Below are 17,729 nucleotides of genomic sequence, written 5' to 3'. Positions count from 1 at the left end.
GCGTTCGCCTCTCTCTGCCACTACGTCCCTTTGTCATGTGCATTCCCTGCGACTGCTGACCTGGCGTCAAAAAAATATCCATTTTGATTGAATATTGGGTGCTAGGAGATTAGCTGGGACTTTGGTTAAGTGCACCCAATAAAACCGGGGAATTTCGTGGCGGTTTTTTGGCGACAATGGGTTGGCTGGGGGGGGGGTTGAGTTGGGTACATATCCGTTATTTGGGTAACGGCCACTTTGGGTTCCGCCCTTACGGCGGCTCACTTTGGAAAAGCCCCAAAGTAAGCAAAGGGCTCTTGCCCCAACACTCGGCACCTCGCCTAGGCTCGGTGTGCCCGTAATCCGACAGGGATTTGGGGGGCCGCCGCCACGCGCCATCCATGGCGCGGGGCGGCTAAACCGGCATCCCTGCCGGTTTACCCCCCAAATCCCTGCCGAATTCCGGCCAGCGTGTTTGACGGGGCGCCTAAGATCAAGATCAAAAGCAAAAGCACAGCGGCCTGACAGCCGGCTTGAGTGGTGTGAAGCAAAGGCAAAGGCGGTCCTGTAGGAGCCGGCTTGCCGGCGATGGTCTTCAACGATGACGCGGGGGAACCAGACAAACGCGACGGTCTCACGTTTTTCGCCGGCAAGAACTAGGCGTCCCCCCGGCTCCTACACGGGACCGCGTATCTACGATGCGAAGCGAGTCGCTCTTGATCTTGATCTGAGGCGCCCCGTCAAACACGCTGGCCGAACGCAGGCTTGAATCCGTGGGTAACCCGGCAGGACGCCGGGTTAGCCGCGCTGGGCCAAGGATGGCCCATCGCGGCGGCCCACGGATTCAAGCCGGAGTGAGGGCACACCGAGCCTAGGCGAGGTGCCGAGTGTTGGGGCGAAGCGTTTTTGGTTACTTTTTGCGCTTTTCAAAAAGTGACCCGCTGTAAGAGCGGAACCAATACCAGCCGTGACCGCAGCAACGGATATGTACTCAATCAAGAAATCAATCAAACACACCGAGCCCGCATAAAATCCCCCCACCTGCGCACCAAATAATTATGCTCATCCATCACCGAATTCCACACCGCAATATGCCCCATACGCGCCTCATAAGACCCCCCATCCCGCACCTCACCCACATCAATCAAAGGCAACCCATCACTCCCCAGCAACTCCTCCCGAGCAGGCTTGCCGGCATACCAGTAATCCCACTCCGCACTGCTCAAGTGATCCCGACTACGCGCCGGATTGCCAATGTAATACCCCTGGCGCGCCATCACCGCCCCGGGCCACCCCGACAACCACCAATTCAAATACGCATACGCCGCATCCAGCACCGGCCCCTTGGCATGCCGCGATAACGACAACCCCCCAAACCACGCGCGATACCCTTCACGCGGCACCGCCAGGCGGTATTTCACCCCGGCGCGATGCAGGCGCATCAAGGTCGGCGACCACAGGCTCTGGATATCGATGCTAGGGCTGAGCATCAATTGCGCCGCCTCTTCATCATCAGACCAGAACGCCGCAAAGTGCCCCTCCTTCTGCTTGCGCACCAGAATGTCAGCCAGCACGTCGATCTCTTCGATGCTCATATTGCCGATGTCCCTGAAACTGGCCAGCCCTGCGCCCTGCACCGCCAATGCAGCATCCAACGCACCAATCGCCGCGTCACTCTGCAAAGCCGTGCGCGCACGCCAGGCGGGGTCCAATAGCCAGCCCCAGCTTTCGTTACCGTGGCAAAAACCTTCGGGCAACCGTTCGGGCCGATAGGCGAAACTGTCGGCGTTGTGGGTCAGGGGCAACATGCTGATGCGATCGGTGACCGTGCTGCCAAGGCTCCCATCGTGCTGCACGAACAAGCGTTCGCTGGGCACACTGCCGCTGCCCAGGCGGTCATCGGGCGACAGGCGCCCACGCTTGGGCAGGTCATTGATCTCGTGCCACAGCGCAATACGCCGGGTGTCGATGGGCTGGATCGCCCGGGCCGGCCACACGAAGTCGACGTTGTGGAACCATTGGTCGTACAGGTCGTAGCTGTCGGGTTGCATCACCGCAATGCGCTGGGCCTGCTCGACATCGTGCACCTGGTAGACCAGGCGAATACCCAGTTCCTGCTCGGCGCGTACGCGCAGGCATTCAAGCAAGGTGACGGAGGTGCCGAGGACGCGCAGAGTAATCATGCCGCGAACCGCCGCGAGAACACTTCAAACGAGCGCCTTAACAGCGCAGGGTCAAGCCCGCGCAGGATAAACACCAGGCGCGATTGCCGGTCGCTGCCCGGCCACGCAGGCAGGTGCACCGGCGCATGCAGGCAATGCTGCACACCATGAATGACGATGGGAGCGTTACTGGCGTTCACGTTGAGCAGCCCTTTGACACGGAGGATTCGTTCGCCGTGGCATCTTAACAGCATCGACAACCACACCCCGAAACCCACCCAGTCCAGGGGCTGGTCGAAAGTCAGGCTGCACACTTGGGCCGCGCCGTGGGTGGTGGCGGCGGTGCGATGCAGTTGCCAGCGACTGACTTCCACGGCAGGTTCGGCGCTGCGCAAGCCTTCGCCGAGCAGCAGTTGATCGCCGCTGTGGATGTCATGGGTATCGAGGATCGGCGTACCGGCATTCAGCGCGTGCAAGTGAGCGCGTAACGCCGTGCAATCGCCAGCCAGGTCGGTCTTGCTCAGCAGCAAGCGATCCGCTGCGGCCACCTGGGCCAGCCATTCCGGGTGCAGGCGTTCTTGCAGAGTGGCGTGGCTGGCGTCGACCAGGGTGATCACCAGGCCGATATGGAAGCGCCCGCGCAATTGCACGTCGTTGTTCAGGGTGGCAAGGATAGGCGCCGGGTCGGCCAGGCCGGTGGTCTCCAGAATGACGCGCTTGAACGCCGGGACTTCACCGCGCTCGCGGCGCTGCAACAGGCCGAGCAGCGCGTCTTTCAACTCGCCGCGAATCGAACAGCACACGCATCCGCTGGGCAGCAGCACGGTGTCCGGTGCTACCTCTTCCACCAGCAGATGGTCGATGCCGACATCACCGAATTCGTTGATCAGCAGCGCGGTGTCGCCCAGGCTTTCACCCTGCAGCAGGCGCTTGAGCAAGGTGGTCTTGCCGCTGCCAAGGAAGCCGGTGATCACATTCAGAGCCATGCTCATTGTTTACTACCTCAATGATGCCCCTGTAGGAGCCCGACTTGCCGGCGATGGCGTCCTTCAGAATGCCATCGCCGGCAAGCCGGGCTCCTACAAGTCCAGGTGATCCAGCAAGTGGGGGTCGAGGGGGTCAAGCGGACGGCCGAGCATGGTCTCGGCCGCCTGCCAGAGTTGATCCAGGCCGCTGGCCAGTGCCTGCTTACCGGTGGCGCCCAACAGCAGATACGACGCGCCCTGGAAGTCTTCGACCTTAAGCCGGAACACTGCCAGCACCTGATTGATAGCGGCGATTCGGCGCAGGCGTTCGCGGCGTCGGGGCAGTTCGTCGCCCAAAGGGTCGCTCCAGTGCAGGTCTTCGCCGAGCAATCCGCAGAGTCCGCACATGGCTATACCCCACTCATGGCATAACGTCGCCAGAGTTCGGGCCCAGTGTCTGGCCGACGAACAGGTTGCCACCGGGCTCGCTGGCCAGCAGCACCGCCGTTGGTGCAACTTCATCCGCCAGACCGAAGCGCCCCAGAGGCAATTCCTTGGCCTTGGCGCGTTTCCAGTCGTCGCTGATACCGCCCACCAACGGCGTCTCGATCGGACCTGGCGCGATGGCGTTGACCAGCACATTGTCCTTGGCCACTTCCAGGGCCAGGGACTTGGTGAAACCGATCACCCCGGCCTTGGCGGCGGCGTAATGGGTCAGCTCGGCGCCGCCCTTGATGCCCAGTTGCGAGGCGACGTTGATGATCCGCCCCCAACGTTGCGCGAGCATGTGCGGCAAGGCGCGCTGGCTGGCGACAAACACACTGGTGAGGTCGACACGCAGCATGTCGTTCCACATCTCGATGGACAGGTCGACACAGCGCGCCTGGGTGAGCATGCCTGCATTGTTGACCAAGATATCGATGCCGCCGAAGTGTTCGACGCAACGGTCGACGCTCGCCTGGGCACCATCAACAGTTCCCACATCGGCCAAGCATTCGAACACCTCGGCACCGAGGTTGCGGCAGGTGATCGCTGTTTCCGCGAGGCTGGCGGCGTTACGGTCGGCCAGCACCAGGCGCGCGCCTTCAGCGGCGTAGGCGCGGGCGATGGCGGCACCGATGCCGCTGCCGGCGCCGGTGATCACGGCGCGGCGATTAACGAGTTGAGACATACAAATACTCCTGTGAACACATAACCCCTGTGTGATGCTGTCAGTCCGGCCAGCGTACGGTCAGGCCGCCGTCGATGACGATGCTTTGTCCAGTCAAATAGCTCGATGCCTCACTGGTCAGGAACTGCACCAGCGACGCCACTTCATCCGCCCGCCCTACCCGGCCCAAGGGGATAGCCCGCGCCGCTTTCGCCAAGCCTTCCGGCCCCAACGAGTTCTTCGCATCCAGCGACTGCGGCGTCTCGATCAACCCAGGGATCACTGCATTGCAACGAATGCCCTTGGCCGCCAACTCCACCGCCAGCGAACGGCACAACCCCGGCACGCCGGCCTTGGCCGCCGCGTAATGGCTGTGCTCCTGCCAGCCATACACGCCGCCGGCAATCGACGAAATCGCCACCAGGGCGCCGCCAGCATGCATATGCCGGGTCGCCGCGCGGAAGGTGCGCATGACCCCCGTGAGGTCGACATTAAGCATCTCGTCCCACAGCGCGTCGGTCATCTCCAGCAACGGTGCGCGGCGCAGCAGGCCGGCGTTGGCCACGGCATAATCGAGTCGGCCGAAATGCTGGATAGCTTGCGCCGCCAGCGCGTCCACCGAAGCGGTGTCACCCACGTCCAATGGCAACATCCGGCACTCGCCACCCGCCTCTTCCACCCGGCTGACGGTGGTCTGCGGGTCATGGGGATCGGCCGGGTAATACCCGCCCACCACCGCCACGCCATTACGGGCATAGGCCACGGCGAGGGCTTGGCCGATGCCGCTGGCAGCACCGGTAATCAAGGCAACTTTACGGCTCATCAAACACTCCTTACTGAACGGTTTCCGGACGCACATGGCGTGCGGCAAACATCAACGCGCCGGACAGGAAGCACGGCAGCGCGCCGAACCACAGCGCGGCGGTCTGCCAGTCGCTGCCGGCGGACAACACCTGGGTCGCGCCAAAACCTGCGACCACCGCGCCGATCGGGCCCATGGCGTGGATGATTGCGCCACCGGTGGCGCGGATGCTGGTGGGGAAACTCTCACTGATAAAGAACAACGCCGCCGAGTACGGCCCGATCAGGAAGAACAAGCCCAGGCTGTATAGCCCGACCACCATCGGCATATTGCTCGGGCCAAACAGCATCCCGGCGAACGACAGGCCGCCAAGCATCCAACCCAGGCCGATCACGTTGCGACGGCCGATCTTGTCGCCCATCCAGCCGTGGCTGAGGTAACCGCAATAGCCCACCAGGTTCGACAACACGAGGATGATCAGCGAGTTCTCGAACGAAATGTGGTGCACGCTGATGATCACCGAGGTACCGAGCACGCTGAACACCTGGATCGCCGCCCAGTTGAGCAGCAGTGCCGCGCCGATCACTAATGTGGCGCGCCGCGCCGGGCCACGGAACGCAGCTTTTAGGCCGGCCTTGCTGTGTTCGTCGTAGTCCACGCCGTAGGTCATGGCGACGTTTTGCGCTTCTGTCACTGCACCGCTTTTACGCAATTGGCTGATGCGCTGGTGGATCTGGAACTGCGGGCTCTCCTTGAGCTTGCGCGCCATGATCGCGATGACGATGGCCGGGATCGCGGCGAAGATGAAGCAGCCCTGCCAGCCAATGATCGGCAGCAACAGCGCGGTCAAACCGGCGGCAATCAAAGCACCTACCGGCCAGCCGCCTTGCACCAGGCTGTAGATAAAACCACGGCGTTTGGTCAGGCGCGGATCTTGCGAAGCGCCATACAACTCACTCAAGTAAGTGGCGTTGACGGTTTCTTCGGCATAACCCAAACCACCCAATGAACGGATCAGGATCAGCGGCGACTTGCCCCACGCGCCGCCAATCGCAGTCAGCGCCGAGCACAGCGCGGAACCTGCCACCGTGAAGATGATGCCGGTGCGGCGCCCCAATTTGTCCACCACAGGGCCAATGGCAAACGCCACCACTGCCGTGCCCACCGCCACCCACGTCGCGATTTCAGCTTGCTCCACTTCACCCCAACCAAAATGCCGGCCGATCTCCGGCAGCAAAGTGCCGAAGAGGATGAAGTCATACACCGCAAATACCCAGGCGAAAAACGCGATCCAGGTGGCGAAACGCACCTCCTTGGAAGTCAGTTGCCGGGGTTTCCAGCCAGTCAGGTCAAGCTTGTTGTAGATGGACATGGGTCGCGCCTCGGGGATTAAGGAGTCAGGTACGGGGTTGGCGGCGGATGAAGTCGTCGGCGATTTCGTCGAAGGTGACGAAGCGCACGCCGGCATGGCTCTGGATGTGTTCGATCAGGCGCTCAAGCATCAGCAGCACTTGCGGGCGGCCGGAGACGTCGGGGTGGATGGTCATGGTGAACACCGCGTGTTCGTGTTCGCGGTAGACCCAGTCGAACTGGTCGCGCCACATTTCTTCAAGGTGACGCGGGTTGACGAAGCCATGGCTGTTGGGGGCTTTCTTGATGAACATCATCGGCGGCAGGTCGTCCAGGTACCAGTTGGCCGGGATCTCCACCAGATCGGTTTCTTCGCCGCGTACCAGCGGTTTCATCCAGGTGTCGGGATGCTGGCTGTAGTCGATCTTGGTCCAGCTGTCACCCTTGCGCACGTAGTAGGGGTGGAAGTCGTTGTGCATCAGGCTGTGGTCGTACTTGATGCCTTTTTTCAGCAGCAGTTCGTTGGTGACCTTGCTGAATTCCCACCACGGCGCTACGTAACCCGTCGGGCGTTTGCCGGTGACCTGGGTGATCAGCTCGATGGATTTATCCAGGACGATTTCTTCCTGCTCGGCGGTCATGGCGATGGGGTTTTCGTGGCTGTAGCCGTGCACACCAATTTCGTGACCGGCGTCGGCCACGGCCTTCATCTGCTCGGGGAAGGTTTCCATCGAGTGGCCGGGGATAAACCAGGTGGTACGCAGGCCGTAGCGTTCAAACAACTTGAGCAGGCGCGGCGCGCCGACTTCACCGGCGAACAGGCCACGGGAGATATCGTCCGGCGAATCTTCGCCGCCATAGGAACCGAGCCAGCCGGCGACGGCGTCAACGTCGACGCCGAATGCACAGAGGATGTCTTTAGCCATGATGTGTCTCCTTAAATAGTGAGTACGGATTCGACGGACAACGCTGCGCGCAGCAGGCGAGCGTCTTCCCCCGTCGGGGCGCTGAGCAGCAGCCCGGTGGGCAGGCCCTGGGCATCGCGGCCGCTGGGCAGGGTCACGCCGGGCATGTCGAGCAAACTGCCGGGCATGGTCAGGCGCAGGGTGGCGAGGTTGGTTTTCACAAACAGGTCGTCGTCGGCTTCCAGCGGCGCCAACGCCGGGGCGACGTGGGCAACGGTCGGGGTGATCAGGAGGGCGCCGTCGAGGTCGTCGACCAGTTGCTGTTGCAGGCGGCGGCGGGCGTCGACCAGGTGCAAAAGCTGGCTGGCCGGCAGCGTGCGCGCGGCTTCGAGGCGGCGACGTACACGCGGGTCGAGTTGTTCCGCGTCGGGGCTGTCGAGCAAGGCTTCGTGCAGGGCAAAGGCTTCGAAGGAACCGAGCCAGCCGTGGTGTTTGATCAGGTCCAGGGTGGCCTGGAAGGTCGGGCATTCACGCTCCTCGATCAGCGCGCCGTGGGCCTTGAGTTGCTCAACGGCGCGCAGCAGATTGTTGCGCACGGCGGGTTCTACGTCTTGTTGCGACAGCACAAAACGCTGGCCCTTGAGGCTGCGAGCGGTGTGGGTTTGAATGCGGCCGTGCAGCAGATCGTCGATGGCCAGGGCATCACGCACGCTGCGAGTCAGCGGGCCGAGGCTGTCGAGGGTGTGCGCCAGGGGGAACACACCGTCGCGGCTGTAGCGTCGGCTGCTGCTGCGGTAACCCACCAGGCCGTTGAACGCCGATGGGATGCGGATCGAACCGGCGGTGTCGGTGCCCATGGCGATGGGCACGATTCCGGCAGCAACGGCCACCGCTGAACCGGACGACGAACCACCTGGAATGCGTGGTTGGTCAGTGCCAAAGGGATTGTGCGGCGTGCCGAAATGCGGGTTCAGGCCCAGGCCGGAGTAGGCCAGCTCGCTGAGGTTGGTCTTGCCCACGCTGACCATCCCGGCGCGGCACAGAAGGCCCACGCTCGGTGCGTCGAGCAACGCAGCGGGCGCGTTGCGGCGGTAAGCGGCGCCCGCAGTGGTGATGCTGCCGGCCACATCGAACAGATCCTTCCAGGCCAATGGCACACCATCTAATCCGCTCAACGGCTGGCCGGCGCGCCAACGGGCGGCAGAGGCTTCGGCTTCGCGGCGCGCACGCTCGGCGGTCAGGTTGATAAAGACTGCCGGGGCCCGGCTCGCCTTTTCGAGTGCCTGCTCAAGGGCTTGCACGGGGTCGCTGCGACCGCTGGCGAAATCCTCGGCCATTGAAGTGGCGTCTGACATCAAGGTGCCCCTCACAAAATGTATTTATTAATAAAATGTACATTTTACAGAGGCAGCTTTCGTGCCAGTCTTTCTGAGACAACGTTTACGCAATCGGAGGATTTTGCCCAGAGCTACGGGATAGATGGCGTTAACCAGTCAGAAAAAATCTTGCAAGGCCGCAGGAAAGCGCCTTCAATGAAATAATGTATCTTTTATTAATAAATACATTTTGGTGCAGAAAAGTAACATTCCCCCATTCCGAGCCCCACAAAGGTGCCGCCGCTGTGGCGCAGGGTGACAGGCGCAACTTATGAGAGAATCCCCGGCCACCGTCCCACAAGCCCCAGAGAAAGCGATGAAAGCAGCGTCCGCCCCGGCCTCCCGTTACGCAATGATTCACCAGGTATTGCGTGATGCGATCGTCAACGGCACCGCACGCCACGGCCTGGTCTTGTTGGAAGCGCCGTTGGCCGAATTGTTCGGCACCAGCCGTGTGCCGGTGCGCCGAGCCCTGGACCTGTTGCATGAGGAAGGGCTGATTTGCCGCTTCAACGGCCGGGGCTACCTGATCAACCCCGACGGCCTGGCGATGGAGCCGCTGCGCCTGCCCTTGAGCCATGCGCACCTGGGCCTCAACGGCGAAGACGAGTTGGTGGACACGCGGCCGCTGGGCGAGCGCATCGTCGAAGAGATCGGCGCGGCGCTGTCCACCTGCATCGCTTTCGGCCATTACCGCCTGGACGAACAGGCCGCCGCCGATCACTACGGCGTCAGCCGCGCGGTGGTGCGTGAAGCGCTGATGCGCCTGCGTGACCGAGGCCTAGTGGAAAAAGAGCCCTACTCCCAATGGCTGGCCGGCCCCTTGACCGCCCGTGAAGTCACCGAAGACTACGAGCTGCGCGCCTGCCTGGAGCCCGAAGCCTTGCGCCAAAGCGCCCCAAACCTCGACCGCCAATTGCTGGAAGCGATGTTGCAACGCGTGCTGGACGCTCAGGACAGCCCCCACTGCAGCCTGGAGGCCATCGAACAGATCGAGGAGGACTTGCACCAGCGCTGTCTCGCCGGCCTGCAGAACCGCAAGATCGCGGCGCTGATCCGCCAAGGACAAAGCCCTATGATCATCAGCCGGATTTTTTACCGTTTGCTGGGGATCGGCGCCGATCCGGCCATGCTGGCCGAACATCGCCTGATTCTGGAATTGCTGCTGCACGGCGCATTTGATGCGGCGGCGTTGAACCTGCGTGAGCATCTGCAACGCGCACGGCAGCGCATGCTGCAACGGTTGAAAGTGTTGTCCGTGCTGCCAGAACAGCCATTGCCGAGCTATCTGCACAAGATCAGCTGAATTCATGCAATTTGTTGCTAACTTCACGCGACCATTGAAACCACCGCTACCCCGCCCCATCTAACCTGCATACTTCCTTATGCAGGTGCCCCATGAGCGACCAGCAAGAATTCCCTGATTACGACCTCAACGACTACGCCGACCCCGAAAACGCCGAACACGAAGCGTCATCCAATACCGGCCTGGCGCTGCCCGGGCAAAACCTGCCGGACAAGGTCTATATCATCCCGATCCACAACCGGCCCTTCTTCCCGGCGCAAGTGCTGCCGGTGATCGTCAATGAAGAGCCGTGGGCCGAGACCCTGGAGTTGGTGAGCAAATCCGACCACCACTCCCTGGCCCTGTTCTTCATGGAAACCCCGCCGGAAGACCCACGCCACTTCGATACCTCCGCCCTGCCGCTATACGGCACCCTGGTGAAGGTGCACCACGCCAGCCGCGAAAACGGCAAGCTGCAATTCGTCGCCCAGGGCCTGACCCGCGTGCGCATCAAGACCTGGCTCAAGCACCACCGCCCACCGTACCTGGTGGAAGTCGAATACCCGCACCAGCCGAGCGAGCCGACCGACGAGGTCAAGGCCTACGGCATGGCGCTGATCAATGCGATCAAGGAACTGCTGCCGCTCAACCCGCTGTACAGCGAAGAGTTGAAGAATTACCTCAACCGCTTCAGTCCCAACGACCCGTCGCCACTCACCGACTTCGCGGCCGCACTGACGTCGGCCACCGGTAACGAGTTGCAGGAAGTGCTGGACTGCGTGCCCATGCTCAAGCGCATGGAAAAAGTGCTGCCGATGCTGCGCAAAGAGGTCGAAGTCGCGCGCCTGCAAAAAGAACTGTCCGCCGAGGTGAACCGCAAGATCGGTGAGCACCAGCGCGAGTTCTTCCTCAAGGAACAGCTCAAGGTCATCCAACAGGAACTGGGCCTGACCAAGGACGATCGCAGCGCGGACGTCGAGCAGTTCGAGCAACGCCTGGAAGGCAAAGTGCTGCCGCCCCAGGCGAAAAAACGCATCGATGAAGAATTGAACAAACTCTCGATCCTCGAAACCGGTTCGCCGGAATACGCGGTGACCCGCAATTATCTGGACTGGGCCACCTCGGTGCCGTGGGGCGTGTATGGCGAGGACAAACTCGACCTGAAACATGCGCGAAAAGTGCTGGATAAACACCACGCGGGCCTGGATGACATCAAGAGCCGCATCCTCGAATTCCTTGCGGTGGGCGCCTACAAAGGCGAAGTCGCCGGCTCCATCGTGCTGCTGGTCGGCCCGCCAGGCGTGGGCAAGACCAGTGTGGGTAAATCCATCGCCGAGTCCCTGGGCCGGCCGTTCTATCGCTTCAGTGTCGGCGGCATGCGCGACGAGGCCGAGATCAAAGGCCATCGCCGCACCTACATCGGTGCCCTGCCGGGCAAGCTGGTGCAGGCGCTCAAGGATGTGGAAGTGATGAACCCGGTGATCATGCTCGATGAGATCGACAAGATGGGCCAAAGCTTCCAGGGCGACCCGGCGTCGGCCTTGCTGGAAACCCTCGACCCGGAGCAAAACGTCGAATTCCTCGACCACTACCTGGACCTGCGCCTGGACCTGTCCAAAGTGCTGTTCGTGTGCACCGCCAACACCCTGGACTCCATCCCAGGTCCATTGTTGGACCGTATGGAAGTGATTCGCCTGTCGGGCTATATCACCGAAGAAAAAATCGCCATCGCCAAGCGCCACCTATGGCCGAAACAGCTGGAAAAAGCCGGCGTGTCGAAAAACAGCCTGACCATCAGCGACGGCGCGCTGCGTGCGTTGATCGACGGCTATGCGCGCGAGGCCGGCGTGCGTCAGTTGGAAAAACAACTGGGCAAACTGGTGCGCAAAGCCGTGGTCAAGTTGCTGGACGAGCCGGACTCGGTGATCAAGATCGGCAACAAGGATCTGGAGAGTTCCCTGGGCATCCCAGTGTTCCGCAATGAGCAAGTATTGTCCGGCACCGGTGTGATCACGGGGCTGGCCTGGACCAGCATGGGCGGCGCGACCTTGCCGATCGAGGCGACGCGTATCCACACGCTCAATCGCGGTTTCAAACTCACCGGGCAGTTGGGTGAAGTGATGAAGGAGTCCGCGGAAATCGCCTACAGCTACATCAGCTCGAACCTGAAGTCGTTTGGCGGTGATGCGAAGTTCTTCGATGAGGCCTTCGTGCACTTGCATGTGCCGGAAGGTGCGACACCGAAAGACGGCCCGAGCGCCGGTGTGACCATGGCCAGTGCGTTGTTGTCCCTGGCGCGCAACCAACCGCCGAAGAAAGGCGTGGCAATGACCGGTGAGCTGACGTTGACCGGGCATGTACTGCCGATTGGCGGCGTGCGCGAGAAGGTGATCGCGGCGCGGCGCCAGAAGATCCATGAGCTGATCCTGCCGGAGCCGAACCGTGGCAGCTATGAAGAGTTGCCGGAATACCTGAAGGAAGGCATGACGGTGCACTTTGCCAAGCGCTTTGCGGATGTGGCCAAAGTGCTGTTCTGACTGCTATGAGATGCCCGGCCTGGCCCCTGTGGTGAGCGGGCTTGCCCCGCGCTGGGCCGCGTAGCAGACCCTCTTAAAAAACACCCCATTTTCCTGGAAAAGTGGGGTCGTCAGTTTTGGGCCTGCTTCGCAGTCCAGCGCAGGGCAAGCCTGCTCACCACAACAAGCCCGCCGCGGTCTTGTCACACCTTGTCTCATCTTCGGTTATGCTCGCCCTTCGTCGTGAATCAACGGAGCCCCCATGACCGCTGCCCGCCTGCTTCTCCCCTTGAGCCTTGCCCTGCTGGCCGCGTGCGCCAGTGCACCGAAGCAAAATATCACCGTGGACAATCAGAGCGCCTGCCCGCTCCAGCTCAAAAGCGGACAAAACCTGATCCTCACCCTGCCAAGCAACCCCACCACCGGCTACCGTTGGGCCATCCAGGATTCCGCTGGGGGCGTGCTGCGCGCATTGAGCCCTGAGGTCTACAGCAGCACGGAATCGGGCGTGATCGGTGGCGGCGGCCAGTCGACCTGGCGCTTCAAGGCTTTCGCCACCGGCCAGGGTCGTTTGCGCCTGACCTCCCAGCAACCCTGGGAACCGGAAGCCGAACCCGTCGAAACCTTTGACTGCGCCATCACGGTGAACTGATATGCCATGGCTGATTCTTGCGTTGATGGGCGCCGGCACCTTTATCTACGGCCTTACCACCCATGCCACCTTGTTGTGCCTGTTGGTCAAACCTTTGCCGGTACTGGCACTGCTGGGCTGGCTGCATGACGCGCCGCCCACCGACTATCGACGCTGGATCAGCCTGGGGCTGATCTTTTCCCTGGTGGGCGATGTACTGCTGGCCTGGCCGGGCGACCTGTTCATCTTCGGCTTGGGTGCCTTCCTGTTTGCGCATTTGGCGTACCTCAAAGCCTATTTCAGTGACTGTCGCCGCTTGGCGCTGCTGCCGCTGGTATTGGCGGTGGGCGTGGGTGCGATCCTGCTGAGGATCCTGATCTCCCATGGCCTGGGCGACCTGCTGATTCCAGTGGTGGTTTATGCAACCGTGATCAGTGCCATGCTCTGGCGTGCGTTGGCGCGACTGGGCAGCGACGTGCCGAAACGCTCGGCATGGCTGGCGGCGGCAGGTGCGGTGTCGTTTGTGTTTTCTGACACGCTGATTGGTATCAATCGGTTTGTGGTGGCGTTCGATGCAGCACCTTATTTGCTGATCACCACGTATTGGCTGGGCCAGTGGGGCATCACTGCCTCGGCTTTCCATCAGAAACACTCCAACCCTCTGTAGGAGCTGGCTTGCCAGCGAAAGACCCACAGGCGCCACGTTCATCCAGAATCTCTGCGTAATCGTTAACGACCATCGCAGGCAAGCCAGCTCCTACGCTAAAATGCCGGCCTTTCCCCAATCGTCGCCGGAACAACCGTGAGCAAAGAACCCGATCGCCTATTCGCCCAGCCCCTGCCCCAGGTGCCGGACTTCGCCTTTAACGAGGACGTGGTGCGGGTGTTCCCGGACATGATCAAGCGCTCGGTGCCCGGCTACCCGACCATCGTCGAGAACCTCGGCGTACTCGCCGCGCAGTTCGCCCAACCCAACAGCGTGCTGTATGACCTGGGATCCTCGCTTGGCGCGGTGACCCAGGCCCTGCGCCGCCATGTGCGCACCGACGGTTGCCGGGTGATCGCTGTGGATAACTCGGCCGCGATGGTCGAGCGTTGCCGTGAATACCTCAATGGCCAGGACTCGATGTTCCAGGAGCTGCTGCCGGTCGAGGTCATCGAGGGCGATATCCTCGCGCTGCAGTTCCAGCCGGCCTCGGTGGTGGCGTTGAACTTCACCCTGCAATTCATCGCGCCCGATGAGCGCCTGGCGCTGCTCTCGCGCATCCGCCAATCATTGTTGCCGGGCGGTGCATTGATCCTTTCGGAAAAGCTGCGCTTCAATGATCCCGAAGAACACACGCTGCTCACCGATCTGCACATCGCGTTCAAACGCGCCAACGGCTACAGCGAACTGGAAATCGCCCAGAAGCGCAGCGCCATCGAAAACGTCATGAAGCCCGACAGCCTCGAAGAACACCGCGAACGCCTGTTGACGGCAGGGTTCTCGAAAGTCGTGCCGTGGTTCCAGTGTCTTAACTTTGCCTCGTTGATTGCCTTGCCATGATTGATTTGTCCCCCCTCGCCCGCCATCTGGTCGGCACTCCTTTGGCCGTGTGGGCCCAGGGCCTGCAAGCGCAACTCGATAGCAAGATGGAAAAGGGTCATGGCGACCTGGAGCGCTGGCAGAGTGCGCTGGATGCACTGCCAAAAATCCAGCCCAGCGAAGTGGATTTGCTCAACGGCCTGACACTCGATACCGACTGCGACGAAGACACCCGCGTGCAGATGCATGCCGCGCTGATGGGCCTGAGCCCTTGGCGCAAAGGGCCGTTCCACCTGTTCGGCGTGCATGTGGACACCGAATGGCGCTCGGACTGGAAGTGGTCCCGCGTGGCACCGCACCTGAACCTGAAGGGCAAGCGCATCCTCGACGTGGGCTGCGGCAACGGTTACTACATGTGGCGCATGCTCGGCGCCGGGGCCGACAGCGTGATTGGCGTTGATCCGAACTGGTTGTTCTTCTGTCAGTTCCAGGCGGTTCAGCGTTATCTGTCAGAACCCAAGGCTTGGCACCTGCCGTTCCCGTTCGAAGACCTGCCGTCGAATCTGGAAGGCTTCGACACGGTGTTTTCCATGGGAGTGTTTTATCACCGCCGTTCGCCCATCGAGCATTTGCTCGCGCTGAAAGACACCCTGGTCAAGGGCGGCGAACTCGTCTTGGAAACCCTGGTGGTCGAAGGCGATCAGCAACAAGTGCTGGTGCCGGAAGATCGCTACGCGCAGATGCGCAACGTGTGGTTCCTGCCGTCGGTGCCCGCGTTGATGCTGTGGCTACGGCGTGCCGGGTTCAGTGATGTGCGCTGTGTGGATGTGAGCGTCACCACCGTCGAGGAACAGCGTGGGACAGAGTGGATGAAGTACCAGTCGCTGAGTGATTTCCTTGACCCGGAAGATCACAGCAAAACCATCGAAGGGCTGCCGGCGCCGATGCGGGCCGTGATCATCGCCAAAAAATAAACGCACCACCCCTGTAGGAGCCCGGCTTGCCGGCGATGGCGTCCGCGAGATCCATGCAAATCTCACTGCCGCCATCGCCGGCAAGCCGGGCTCCTACAGAGAGCGAGTCAGGCTTTTGCCCGGCGCGCCTTGAAGAATTCGCTCAAGACCGTCCCGCACTCTTCTGCCAATACCCCGCCTTCAAACAACACCCGATGATTCAAAAAGCCCTGGGTAAAAAACTGCCCCTGGCTTTGCACGATCCCCGCCTTGGGTTCCAGCGCGCCGTACACCACCCGCGCAATCCGCGAATGCACGATCAGCCCCGCGCACATGCTGCACGGCTCCAAAGTCACATACAGGGTGCTGCCCACCAGGCGGTAATTGCTGATGGCTTGCGCGGCGGCGCGGATGGCGACCATTTCGGCATGGGCGCTGGGGTCGTTGCCGCTGATGGGACAGTTGAAGCCACGGCCGATGATTTCACCGTCCTGCACCAACACAGCGCCTACGGGGACTTCACCCAATGCAGCGCCTTGGGCGGCAAGGGCCAGGGCTTCGCGCATGAAGTCCTGGTCGCGGCTGCGGTCGATGATCGCGGTGGGGCGAAACTGGCGCATCACGCCACCTCGATGGCGGCCATCAGGCCGGTTTCCATATGGTCGATCACATGGCAGTGGAACATCCACACCCCAGGGTTATCTGCCACCAGCGCCACGCGGGCGCGCTCGTTTTTACCCAGCAGATAGGTGTCGGTGAAATACGGGATCACCTTGTGGCGGTTCGAGGCGATCACCTTGAAGCTCATGCCATGCAGGTGGATCGGGTGCTGGTACTGAGTCATGTTCTTCAATTCAAAAATGTAACTCTTGCCCTTTTCCAGCTTGGCAATCGGGCGGTCGGCGCAGGTCTTGTCGGTGATGTCCCAGGCCTTGCCGTTGATCTGCCACAGGCTGGGTGGCTTACCGTTGTCGGTATTCACCGAGACCGAACCCACCCACTCGAAATTGAAGTTGAGTTTCTCGGCGTTGGCCAGGTCCGGCTCGGCAATCGGGTTGGCCGGCAGCGCTGGCGGCCATTCGGTCGGCGCGTCGGTGTTGGTCACCGAACGGAAGGTGCCCAGGCGCACCGGACCATTGCGGATCGACAATTCTTCGCCGGCCGGCGGCGCCTTGATCGCCAGGCAGATGCGCATGCCCGGGCCCAGCCAGTATTCCTTGCCCAACGGGCGCGGCTCGATGGGATTGCCGTCCAGCGCGTAGATCTGTGCTTCAACGTCGGGAATATTGATGCGATAGGTCAAGGTGTTGTCGAGGTTGAGCAGCCGCACGCGCGTAATCTGCCCGGCCGGCAGATCGATCACTGCCTGGGACACGCCGTTGATCGTCGACAGCCGCCCCGCCGTGCCGCCACGCGCCGCTTCACGGGGAATGCTGAAGGCCACGAAAGCGCCCTCTTCGTCCACGTGCCAGCTTTTCAGGCTTAGAGTGCGTTCATGTTTGAAACCGGTGGGTTCGCGTTCCTCGATGATCAGCGGGCCGACCAGGCCACGGCCGAGTTCTTCGCTGCTGTTCACGTGGGGGTGATACCAGTAGCTGCCGGCGTCGGGCACGCGGAATTTGTAATCGAAATATTCACCGGGCAGCACCGGCAATTGCGAGACGTAGGGTACGCCGTCCATTTCCAGTGGCAGGCGGATGCCATGCCAGTGAATGGTCGTGGCGACCGGCAGGTGGTTGATAAAACGCACCCGCAGCCATTCGCCCTGGCGCACGCGCAACTCGGTGCCCGGCGCGGATGGGCCGAATGCCCAGGCTTCGGTCTTGTGCCCTGGTACCAGTTCCACGTCCAGCGGTGCGGCGATCAGTTCGTAATCGTGCCCGGCCTCGGCCTCGGCGACTTTCCCCAGCCAGTAGCGGTAGGCGCCACCGGCACCGACGCCCACTACGGCCAGGCCTGCAAGACCACCCAGGATTTGTCGACGGGAAAAGGATCGGGACACAACAACCTCACGTATCTGCCGCAGGCCCAAGGCCTGCAAAAGGCAGATACGATACACCTGCCCCGGCTGTAGGAGCGAGCTTGCTCGCGAAAGACCTGAGAACAACTCGAAAAGCCAGGCTCCCCGCG

Annotated in this window: 16 protein-coding genes; 6 read left to right on the top strand and 10 right to left on the bottom strand. The window is 61.8% G+C overall.

Annotated elements, in window-relative coordinates; genetic code table 11:
- Nucleotides 1-986: 986 nt before the first annotated feature.
- The 8 genes from U367_RS0124780 to U367_RS0124745 form a co-directional block, all read right to left on the bottom strand.
- Nucleotides 987-2,162: an ABC transporter substrate-binding protein gene (locus U367_RS0124780; protein WP_028619004.1), complete on the bottom strand. Its 1,176-nt coding sequence runs from the start codon at nucleotides 2,160-2,162 to the stop codon at nucleotides 987-989.
- Nucleotides 2,159-3,133, bottom strand: a complete 975-nt coding sequence (locus tag U367_RS0124775; protein WP_028619003.1) for a CobW family GTP-binding protein — start codon at nucleotides 3,131-3,133, stop codon at nucleotides 2,159-2,161. The genes U367_RS0124780 and U367_RS0124775 overlap by 4 nt, the downstream gene beginning before the upstream one ends.
- Before the next feature lie 87 nt (nucleotides 3,134-3,220).
- A complete protein-coding gene (locus U367_RS0124770) occupies nucleotides 3,221-3,514 on the bottom strand; it encodes a hypothetical protein (protein WP_028619002.1) in 294 nt (97 codons plus the stop codon).
- A 13-nt stretch (nucleotides 3,515-3,527) separates the two neighbouring features.
- The gene (locus U367_RS0124765; protein WP_028619001.1) at nucleotides 3,528-4,277 is read right to left on the bottom strand and encodes an SDR family NAD(P)-dependent oxidoreductase; all 750 of its coding nucleotides are present in this window, start codon (nucleotides 4,275-4,277) and stop codon (nucleotides 3,528-3,530) included.
- 40 nt (nucleotides 4,278-4,317) lie between these two features.
- Complete coding sequence (locus U367_RS0124760; RefSeq protein ID WP_028619000.1) at nucleotides 4,318-5,079, bottom strand: SDR family NAD(P)-dependent oxidoreductase; 762 nt, start codon at nucleotides 5,077-5,079, stop codon at nucleotides 4,318-4,320.
- 10 nt (nucleotides 5,080-5,089) lie between these two features.
- Nucleotides 5,090-6,430, bottom strand: a complete 1,341-nt coding sequence (locus U367_RS0124755; protein WP_028618999.1) for an MFS transporter — start codon at nucleotides 6,428-6,430, stop codon at nucleotides 5,090-5,092.
- Between the two features lie 25 nt (nucleotides 6,431-6,455).
- Nucleotides 6,456-7,334, bottom strand: coding sequence for a polysaccharide deacetylase family protein (locus tag U367_RS0124750; protein WP_010212857.1), 879 nt, complete (start codon nucleotides 7,332-7,334; stop codon nucleotides 6,456-6,458).
- A gap of 11 nt (nucleotides 7,335-7,345) precedes the next feature.
- Nucleotides 7,346-8,668, bottom strand: a complete 1,323-nt coding sequence (locus tag U367_RS0124745) for an amidase (protein ID WP_028618998.1) — start codon at nucleotides 8,666-8,668, stop codon at nucleotides 7,346-7,348.
- A 337-nt stretch (nucleotides 8,669-9,005) separates the two neighbouring features.
- Between U367_RS0124745 and U367_RS0124740 the strand changes: the two genes are divergently transcribed.
- From U367_RS0124740 to cmoB, 6 genes are all read left to right on the top strand, one after another.
- Complete coding sequence (locus U367_RS0124740) at nucleotides 9,006-9,995, top strand: GntR family transcriptional regulator (protein ID WP_028618997.1); 990 nt, start codon at nucleotides 9,006-9,008, stop codon at nucleotides 9,993-9,995.
- A 92-nt stretch (nucleotides 9,996-10,087) separates the two neighbouring features.
- Complete coding sequence (lon, locus tag U367_RS0124735) at nucleotides 10,088-12,511, top strand: endopeptidase La (protein ID WP_028618996.1); 2,424 nt, start codon at nucleotides 10,088-10,090, stop codon at nucleotides 12,509-12,511.
- Nucleotides 12,512-12,752: 241 nt separating this feature from the next.
- Entirely contained in the window at nucleotides 12,753-13,142 is a 390-nt protein-coding gene (locus tag U367_RS0124730; RefSeq protein ID WP_028618995.1) for a protease inhibitor I42 family protein, read from the top strand.
- A 1-nt stretch (nucleotide 13,143) separates the two neighbouring features.
- Nucleotides 13,144-13,788: a lysoplasmalogenase gene (locus tag U367_RS0124725; protein ID WP_028618994.1), complete on the top strand. Its 645-nt coding sequence runs from the start codon at nucleotides 13,144-13,146 to the stop codon at nucleotides 13,786-13,788.
- Between the two features lie 135 nt (nucleotides 13,789-13,923).
- A complete protein-coding gene (gene cmoA, locus U367_RS0124720; protein WP_028618993.1) occupies nucleotides 13,924-14,667 on the top strand; it encodes a carboxy-S-adenosyl-L-methionine synthase CmoA in 744 nt (247 codons plus the stop codon).
- Nucleotides 14,664-15,620 (top strand): tRNA 5-methoxyuridine(34)/uridine 5-oxyacetic acid(34) synthase CmoB, encoded by a 957-nt coding sequence (gene cmoB / locus U367_RS0124715; RefSeq protein ID WP_028618992.1) that lies wholly within the window; start codon nucleotides 14,664-14,666, stop codon nucleotides 15,618-15,620. Before cmoA ends, cmoB begins: the two co-directional genes overlap by 4 nt.
- 107 nt (nucleotides 15,621-15,727) lie before the next feature.
- On the opposite strand, the gene tadA is transcribed toward cmoB, so the two are convergent.
- Both tadA and U367_RS0124705 read right to left on the bottom strand, forming a co-directional pair.
- The gene (tadA, locus tag U367_RS0124710) at nucleotides 15,728-16,219 is read right to left on the bottom strand and encodes a tRNA adenosine(34) deaminase TadA (RefSeq protein ID WP_028618991.1); all 492 of its coding nucleotides are present in this window, start codon (nucleotides 16,217-16,219) and stop codon (nucleotides 15,728-15,730) included.
- Nucleotides 16,219-17,601, bottom strand: a complete 1,383-nt coding sequence (locus U367_RS0124705) for a multicopper oxidase family protein (RefSeq protein WP_068934730.1) — start codon at nucleotides 17,599-17,601, stop codon at nucleotides 16,219-16,221. The genes tadA and U367_RS0124705 overlap by 1 nt, the downstream gene beginning before the upstream one ends.
- Nucleotides 17,602-17,729: the final 128 nt, after the last annotated feature.

The sequence above is a fragment of the Pseudomonas canadensis genome, from assembly GCF_000503215.1.
Lineage (GTDB): Bacteria > Pseudomonadota > Gammaproteobacteria > Pseudomonadales > Pseudomonadaceae > Aquipseudomonas > Aquipseudomonas canadensis.
The sequence above is the reverse complement of the archived record's forward strand: the minus strand, read 5'-3'. Positions and strand labels throughout refer to the sequence as shown.